Below are 7,120 nucleotides of genomic sequence, written 5' to 3'. Positions count from 1 at the left end.
TTTCTACTTTTTTAGCTTACCATTAAAAGGAAATTTACATTTTTTCTTTTTAAAATTGATGCAATGATGGAGTTTTTTAGGGTAAATCAGGTTGGACTAGCTAATGCCTTTTAAAGAAACTCTGCCCATATAAACAAAAAAGAAATCAACCTTTTTCCCGCCTGGTTTTTTCCGTAAAAACAAACTTTTTATTAAGTGTGTGATTACACAAAAAGCTGCTTAAAAGTTTATAAGATGCGCCACAATTTCCTTTGCAACCAAGATATGGCTCGTTCAACTTGCCATCTTATTTGCCTAAATTGGAGCTACCCTTCTTTAGTCTTTTGCTCAAACTTTTCTCATCTGTGTAGACTCAAGGAAATTTTTTTTGTATTAGCAGTCTATTTAAAAGCTTTGCCCCCACAGCATTATAGCTTACAGGTTAAGAAGATTTAGCTTAGCTTTTCACAATGCGGCTCCTTCCTTTAATAAGCAATGTAGCTTACTAGGATCTGAAGTGGGAGGAAAACAGCGTTGTTGATAACAGACAAAGGCAGTGCCTGGGTCGCCTTCCTTACCTTTGTTTACAGGCAACTCTTGAGAGCTTTTATTAACCAAAGACACAACTTTGTGAGGGAGATATTCACTATAAATTACAGCAAGCAAGTTTTGAATTTTTTTATCTTGTACATCTCCTAGCAAGACGATTTGCTGCATTGAAGAAAGATAGCAATCAACTGCACATAGCAGGGTGCCATACCATTTAGGCGCTTGTTGCATTGCCGTGGCATGCAAAGAAAGAATTTGCTCAGCCATCTGATTATATTCCCTACGTTCATAATAGCTACCTAATCGAAGAAAAGCTAGGGCTGCATGAGCATTGCCAGCAGGAGTAGCATCATCATTAAAGACTTTTTTACGCACCAAAAGCGAGCCATGCGCTAGGGAGGATGCAAAAAAAGCTTTATCTTTAGGATCCCAGAAAAGCACTCTCATTTTTTCCATCATGTTTTGAGCCCTTTCCAACCAGTTTATATTAAAATCACATTCATAAAGATCTAGAAGGGCTAGAATATAGTTAGCATAATCTTCCAAAAAACCTGGTGTAGATCCTAAAGTTCTTCGCCATAAATGATACAATTGACCTTCGTGAATCATATTATTTTCAATAAATTGTGCTGCTTGTTGAGCGGACTCCAAGTATAACGATTCTCCTGTGATTTGGTAGGCTTTGGCTAGGCTGGAAATCAGCAAAGCATTCCAGTCGACCAGAATCTTATCATCTAAGCCAGGCCTGATACGTTTGTTGCGCTTCTCCAAAAGTATTTGACGATCTACAGCCAATTTTTCTTGCTCTTGAAATGAGAGGGCTTCTAAAGGCGAAAGAAGATGTAAAATATTTTTTCCTTCAAAATTTCCTTCCTTTGTTATTCCGTAGGTATGGCAAAAGAGCTGAGGATCTTGCAAACTCTCCTCTATTTGAGCAAGAGACCAAAGATAAAATTTTCCTTCCTCCCCCTCTGAATCTGCATCCTCAGCGGAATAAAAGCCCCCTAAAGGATCGCGCATCTCTCTTAATAAATATTGCAAAGTATGCAAAGCAACATCAAGGAAGCTTTTTTGCCTAGTAAGCTGATAGGCTTCCAAATATAAGCGGCTTAAAAGAGCGTTATCGTAAAGCATCTTCTCAAAGTGAGGGATTAACCACTTCTCATCGACAGAATAGCGATGAAAGCCCCCTCCTAGTTGATCGTAAATACCCCCGCGTGCCATTTGCTCAAGAGTATGGGTTATCATTTTTAAATTCTCTGGCTGGTCGTGGTGATGATATTGATGCAGAAGGGCAAAAAACGCTCCAGCCTGAGGAAATTTAGGCGCTTTTCCAAAACCACCCCATTCAGAATCGTAATCCTTTTGGCAGTCTTCTACAAGCCGCTCGAGAAGCTTATTAGAAAGAGAACCATGAAATTGTTGATGTTGGCTCTCTTCTTCCCATAAATATTGAAAAACTTTTTCCGAGGAACCAGTAAGTTTAGTGCGATTATGTTTCCATTGCAGGATGATTTCCTGTAGCAAAGAGCGAAACCCTGGCATCCCATAGCGGGAAGTAGGAGGAAAGTAGGTGCCTGCTAAAAAGGGTTTTAGATTAGGCGTCATAAAGATAGACATGGGCCACCCCCCATGGCCTGTCATTGCTTGCACGCACGACATGTAAAGACGATCTAGATCAGGCCGCTCTTCTCGGTCTACTTTAATGTTAATAAAATGCTTATTTAGTAGTTCTGCCACCTCTTTATCTTCGAAGGATTCTTTTTCCATTACATGGCACCAATGGCAGGCTGAATAGCCAATGGATAAGAAGATCGGTTTGTCTTCATGCGTGGCTTTTTCTAAAGCCTCTTTACCCCAGGGATACCAATCGACAGGATTATACTGATGCTGAAGAAGATAGGGGCTTAAAGAAGAAGCGAGATGATTGGGCATGTTAGACATTTTCACCTCTTAGTAAATAGTTGAGACTCATTATGAATAACTTTAAATCTATCTACAAAAAAAGAGAACCTTAAAATGTGGAAGAAAGCTTGCAGGCAAAGCTATTTTTCTAGGCTTAAATGCTCAATAAGCCATTGGCTAAAAGCTTCTGCTTCTTGATTTTTCCCCATCCAACGGGCGCGGTTGAACATGGTAAGTGCCATGATTAAGGTATGGTGCTGTCCAGCGCGATCTCCACTCTTTTTGAACTTATTATAATTGCGGGTAAGCACTCTAAGACTTTTTTGAACAGCTAGGGAATCTTTAAAGCCTAGCCGATTGGCAAAGTTCTTTGAATAAGCATTCATGAAGAACTGGCTAGAAGTATATAAATCAAAATATCCTTTAATTAACCCTTCTTTTTGCAACAAAGAACCTATATAGGTCGGCCTAGCTCCTGTTAAACGGGCAATCTCATCCACCTCGGTAACCCCCTTTAAAAATAAAGCAATAATTTGCTCTTTCTTGGATTGAGGATTGGGTGCGGAATCAGGAAAAATCTGCATTTTTACCTCTCATATTGCTTTAAAACAATTAAAAAGCAGCTAATTGCTTAGCTAAAAGTTTAGAAGATGTAAGCTTATATAATCTAGTTATTTATCAGTTTGAGGATCTTTCTACCTAGCTACAATAAAAAACTTTTAAAAGCCATTTTAAAAAATCTCTTATATGCTAAACGAATAAAATATCTAAGAAAAGAGCTCTGCTGCCTCTTAGCAAGAGAAAATAAAAGTAGGATGTGGCCGCAAAATGTATTTCGAACCCATCAAAATTCAATCCTCTAAAAGAAAGCTTAAACTTTTTAGCTCATCCAATTTTTGAAGTATCTTAAGGGTCAACATAAAAATCCTTAAGAGGATTGCTTGCTAATGAAACTGTGTATATGTCACACTTAAACTTTCCTAGGATTTTGAAATATCTATCTCTGTTGTTTTTAGATAAATTATTTAACGCTTTTGCCACACACATGTTTGTGGACAGGAAAAGCAAAAGGAGTAAATTTTTTCTAATGGCATTTATAACTCAAGAGCAAAACCATCAGATACTTTTGGCATTTTGGAAAAAATTGAAGAGCATTACAAAGCTCACATTTATTTCTCAAACGTACTCAAACGATGAAAAAGGATGGAATGGGCAAGGACGAGGGGAAGTGAAAGTAACAAAGCAAAGTCATACTCTATTAATCTTTGATGAAAGAGGAACGTGGCATAATCAGCAAGGAATGCAGTTTAATTTTTACAATGTATATCAATGGGGATTAGACCTTAAAGCTTGCAGAATCTCTTTAGAACATTTGCGGCAAGGAGCAAGCCGGCCAATCTTCCTCCTTCATTTAGTTCCTTCTAATCCACACCTTTTATCCTCTTTAAATTCCTACTTTTGTAAGCAAGATATCTATTCCGGTAAGGTTTATTTTGAACCCTTTGGCTTCCAGTTAGCCTGGAGAATAAAGGGGCCGCGCAAAGACGAGCAGATCGATTACTCCTATTTCTAATCGCTTATTTAAATAAGAAGCAAGTAATAAGCTTTTTCTAGCACTCGTTCATTCGTAGATTAAAAATTTTCCACGAAAAAAGCCTTTGCTAGAACAGAGAAAAGTATGACCCACTTTTCATAGCAGCTGTAATCACTTAAGATAGAAAAGATTTTTTTACCTTATTCTTTTTCTTTACAAAATTTCATAGATGCTACCCTAGCCAAGCTAAAAGTTAAAAAAATCTCCAGCCATCTTTAACTTAAGGAATTTTTAGCTGAATGTTTATCCAAACATAGAATACTTTAAGCCAGCAGGTGGAGCTCAACCAAATATGCTTAGTTCTTACCTTCCAACTATTAATCCCTGCCAACGTTCATAGATTGCAGCTTATACTGATATCGGCGAGGTAACCCTTTAAGTTATTTCAGGCAGCTATGCTCTCCTCCAAAAAGATTGCAAAAGTTTTGGCTGGCTGGCTCTTTCCACCCTCATTACCCAGATTTGTTTAGAAATTTTAAAAAGAAGCGTTCCTGAAGAACGGCCGACGGGAAGCAATCGCTTTTTTCCCTCAGACAACACAGCTGCAGCTTTTTTAGGCCCTGCCTTTTTGATCGTAAGATATGGCCATTCTATCCTCTCCCCAGCTGTTGCGTTTTCCTATCTTGCCGCTATAAGAGTAGCAATCGGCCGCGCGCTTATAAAAGCTCACTGGCCTTACGATGTGCTGGTAGGAGCTGCTTTAGCTAGTACGATCAGCTATCTAACAATACCCAGGCTTTAAAATCTTTCCTAAATAATTGATCAAATAATGCCCGTTGTTAGTCTTTTAATTATACGGTCTAAATAATCTTTGTTTAGATGGGTTAAAAGTGTATTAATCCTTATCGCCAGTCCTTTCTTTATAAACATGCTCTTTATTAAGCATAAGTATATGTTTGCATAAAGAGCTACTCAAAAGCCTATCATTTTAAATTTATTTTTAGACAGATAAAAGAACCTTTCATTGACCGCAATAACATGAATTTTATCTTTTAAGTAAAAATTTTAGAGTGTTGGCTTTGGATTTTAATAAAGGCTAGGCAAATTTATGATTTTTTGCTTAGGGAGAAATTTTCTATATTCCCCTTACCCTCAGCCATCCTGGCGTATCCCTACATACCTTGCAGGGATACGTTAATTGAAGCAGTAAAATTTTTGCTACTCTATTTAATTTTATAATAGAGGGCTAGCGCCTAGTAAATTTACTATATCTCTTTTTACTATTCTCTAAAAATTCTATCTACAACAACTTTTGAGCGTTTTCCATTGGAAAAGCTGATAGACAGCAGCTCCTCCCACAAGGGCATAAATTAATTTTGCTATTGCAGGGAATTGACCAAAGACAAACTCAACCAAATTAAAGTCGAATAACCCTACTAAACCCCAATTAAGACCTCCAACTGCTAGTAAAATTGCTGTAACAATGTCTAATGTTTTCATATTCTCTCCTTAGGTTAAGGTTTAAGCTCGTAAATCAACTTATATATTTGCTATTATAAATTCACTATTTTTTTTATAAGAGCAAACGAATTTCTTTGCTTGATCTCCTGTGACCTTAAGGTACCTTTTGCTTTCCACTTAGCTTAGATTAAATCTTAAAAATAAAATTGAGGCTTAAATAATGATCAAAAATTGCTCTTTATTTACAAAAAAGTATAAGGTGGCAAGGAAATAGAAAAATCAGCTTTAACAACTAGTTTTAAGATAGCTGACTAAACTTAAAAATGTTCTCTACCAAACGTATGTTAGGAGATTTTAAAGAAAGGAAAGCGCTAACGCTTTCCTTAAATTTTTTTTAAGTACCGCTTAAGAAAAAAGTGTTCTTCGGAAAGAGCTTTTCTATAGACATATTCGTCGTTTGAAGAAGCTAAATGCAAACTTTAAGCAAAACTAAATAAGCATTTTTATATATAAAGAAACAATCGATAAGCTTATTTAGAAGATGGTGGATAGCTAATATCCTTAGCAAACAATCCTTAGGAGCAGGCAAATATACAAAATAAGAAAAGCTCGGTTGTACAAATAAATAGCCGACTGCATTTTAGACATTCTCATAGCTATAGCAAAGAAAATCATAGAAAAATTGTACAATCCTTTCGACATGAGTTAGCGCAGAAAAAAATGAGATAAATTGAAAAAAAGTGCTGTTAATCTCTAACCCCTCTCTTCTTTAACTATTTATCTTTCTTACCTATTATCATTTTTTGCCATTCGCTTGCCTTTAATCGATATAAGACATGCCTTCTTAGCCAGTGGCCCTCTGAGATCCTGGGATGATTGAAGTCTTCAGCGGGATTATGATGCATTCCAATTTTTCTCATCACGGCCATAGAACGAAGATTTTGAGCAGCTGTAAATGAAACAATTTCACCAAGCTTTAATGTTTCAAAAGCATATCTAAGGCATGCCTCTGCGCCTTCTGTAGCGTATCCCCTGCCCCAAGACTCATAAGCTAATCTCCATCCTACTTCTGTACAAGGAGCAAAATGAAGAGGAAAAGTAGGTTTATCCACTGTATTCAGACCTATAAATCCAATAAACTTCTGTGTATCTAGACGAGAAACGGCCCAGCATCCCCAACCTTTTGCCTCAATCTTAGCTTGCATGCGCTTTGCCATTTGATCGCTTTCTTCCTTATTTAGCCTATAAGGAAAATATTCCATAACGCGCTCATCGGCATTTAGTTGAGCAAAAATTTCTAAATCATTTTCTATCCAAGAACGTAGAATAAGTCGTTTTGTTTGGATGACTATTTTACTTGCCATATATTTCTGTTAATCGCTTTTGAACTATTTCTTGAGATACATCTTTCTATCTAGCCCTTTAGATAGGAACTGTTTCCTCATTTTTTCCTTAGCTTCCAAAGAAAAACACATACCTTTGAACCATTTTTTTAACATAGATGGTTCATCTTTTTTTGAATAGCCGATCCTTCTTTTGCCTTAGCTCCTGTTGGCTTCTCACCATGTAGCCAACCTAGGCCGTTTTCTATAGCGAGCTGCCTGCATGGCTGAGGGTTGTTCGTTCTAGCTTTTGCTCCACATTTTTCCCAAATATGGGCCACCTCATCTGTTTTAGTCCCCCCCCCCCCCC

General features: G+C 37.2%; 6 protein-coding genes and 1 pseudogene. 2 read left to right on the top strand and 5 right to left on the bottom strand.

Going from position 1 to position 7,120, the window contains the following annotated elements:
• Nucleotides 1-444: 444 nt before the first annotated feature.
• Nucleotides 445-2,472 (bottom strand): thioredoxin domain-containing protein, encoded by a 2,028-nt coding sequence (locus NEOC84_RS00635; protein WP_166154312.1) that lies wholly within the window; start codon nucleotides 2,470-2,472, stop codon nucleotides 445-447.
• A gap of 101 nt (nucleotides 2,473-2,573) precedes the next feature.
• Nucleotides 2,574-3,017, bottom strand: coding sequence for a hypothetical protein (locus tag NEOC84_RS00630; protein WP_166154310.1), 444 nt, complete (start codon nucleotides 3,015-3,017; stop codon nucleotides 2,574-2,576).
• Between the two features lie 503 nt (nucleotides 3,018-3,520).
• Here NEOC84_RS00630 and NEOC84_RS00625 point away from each other — a divergent pair.
• Both NEOC84_RS00625 and NEOC84_RS10010 read left to right on the top strand, forming a co-directional pair.
• A complete protein-coding gene (locus NEOC84_RS00625) occupies nucleotides 3,521-4,006 on the top strand; it encodes a DUF6314 family protein (RefSeq protein WP_166154308.1) in 486 nt (161 codons plus the stop codon).
• 403 nt (nucleotides 4,007-4,409) lie between these two features.
• Entirely contained in the window at nucleotides 4,410-4,769 is a 360-nt protein-coding gene (locus NEOC84_RS10010) for a phosphatase PAP2 family protein (RefSeq protein WP_166154314.1), read from the top strand.
• A gap of 494 nt (nucleotides 4,770-5,263) precedes the next feature.
• On the opposite strand, the gene NEOC84_RS00615 is transcribed toward NEOC84_RS10010, so the two are convergent.
• The 3 genes and pseudogenes from NEOC84_RS00615 to NEOC84_RS00605 form a co-directional block, all read right to left on the bottom strand.
• Nucleotides 5,264-5,467 (bottom strand): DUF378 domain-containing protein, encoded by a 204-nt coding sequence (locus tag NEOC84_RS00615; RefSeq protein WP_166154306.1) that lies wholly within the window; start codon nucleotides 5,465-5,467, stop codon nucleotides 5,264-5,266.
• Nucleotides 5,468-6,201: 734 nt separating this feature from the next.
• Nucleotides 6,202-6,792, bottom strand: a complete 591-nt coding sequence (locus NEOC84_RS00610; protein WP_166154304.1) for a GNAT family N-acetyltransferase — start codon at nucleotides 6,790-6,792, stop codon at nucleotides 6,202-6,204.
• A gap of 128 nt (nucleotides 6,793-6,920) precedes the next feature.
• Nucleotides 6,921-7,120: pseudogene (locus NEOC84_RS00605) on the bottom strand (hypothetical protein); the annotation flags it as partial.

It is taken from the genome of Neochlamydia sp. AcF84, assembly GCF_011087585.1.
In the GTDB taxonomy this organism is placed as follows: domain Bacteria; phylum Chlamydiota; class Chlamydiia; order Chlamydiales; family Parachlamydiaceae; genus Neochlamydia.
The sequence above is the reverse complement of the archived record's forward strand: the minus strand, read 5'-3'. Positions and strand labels throughout refer to the sequence as shown.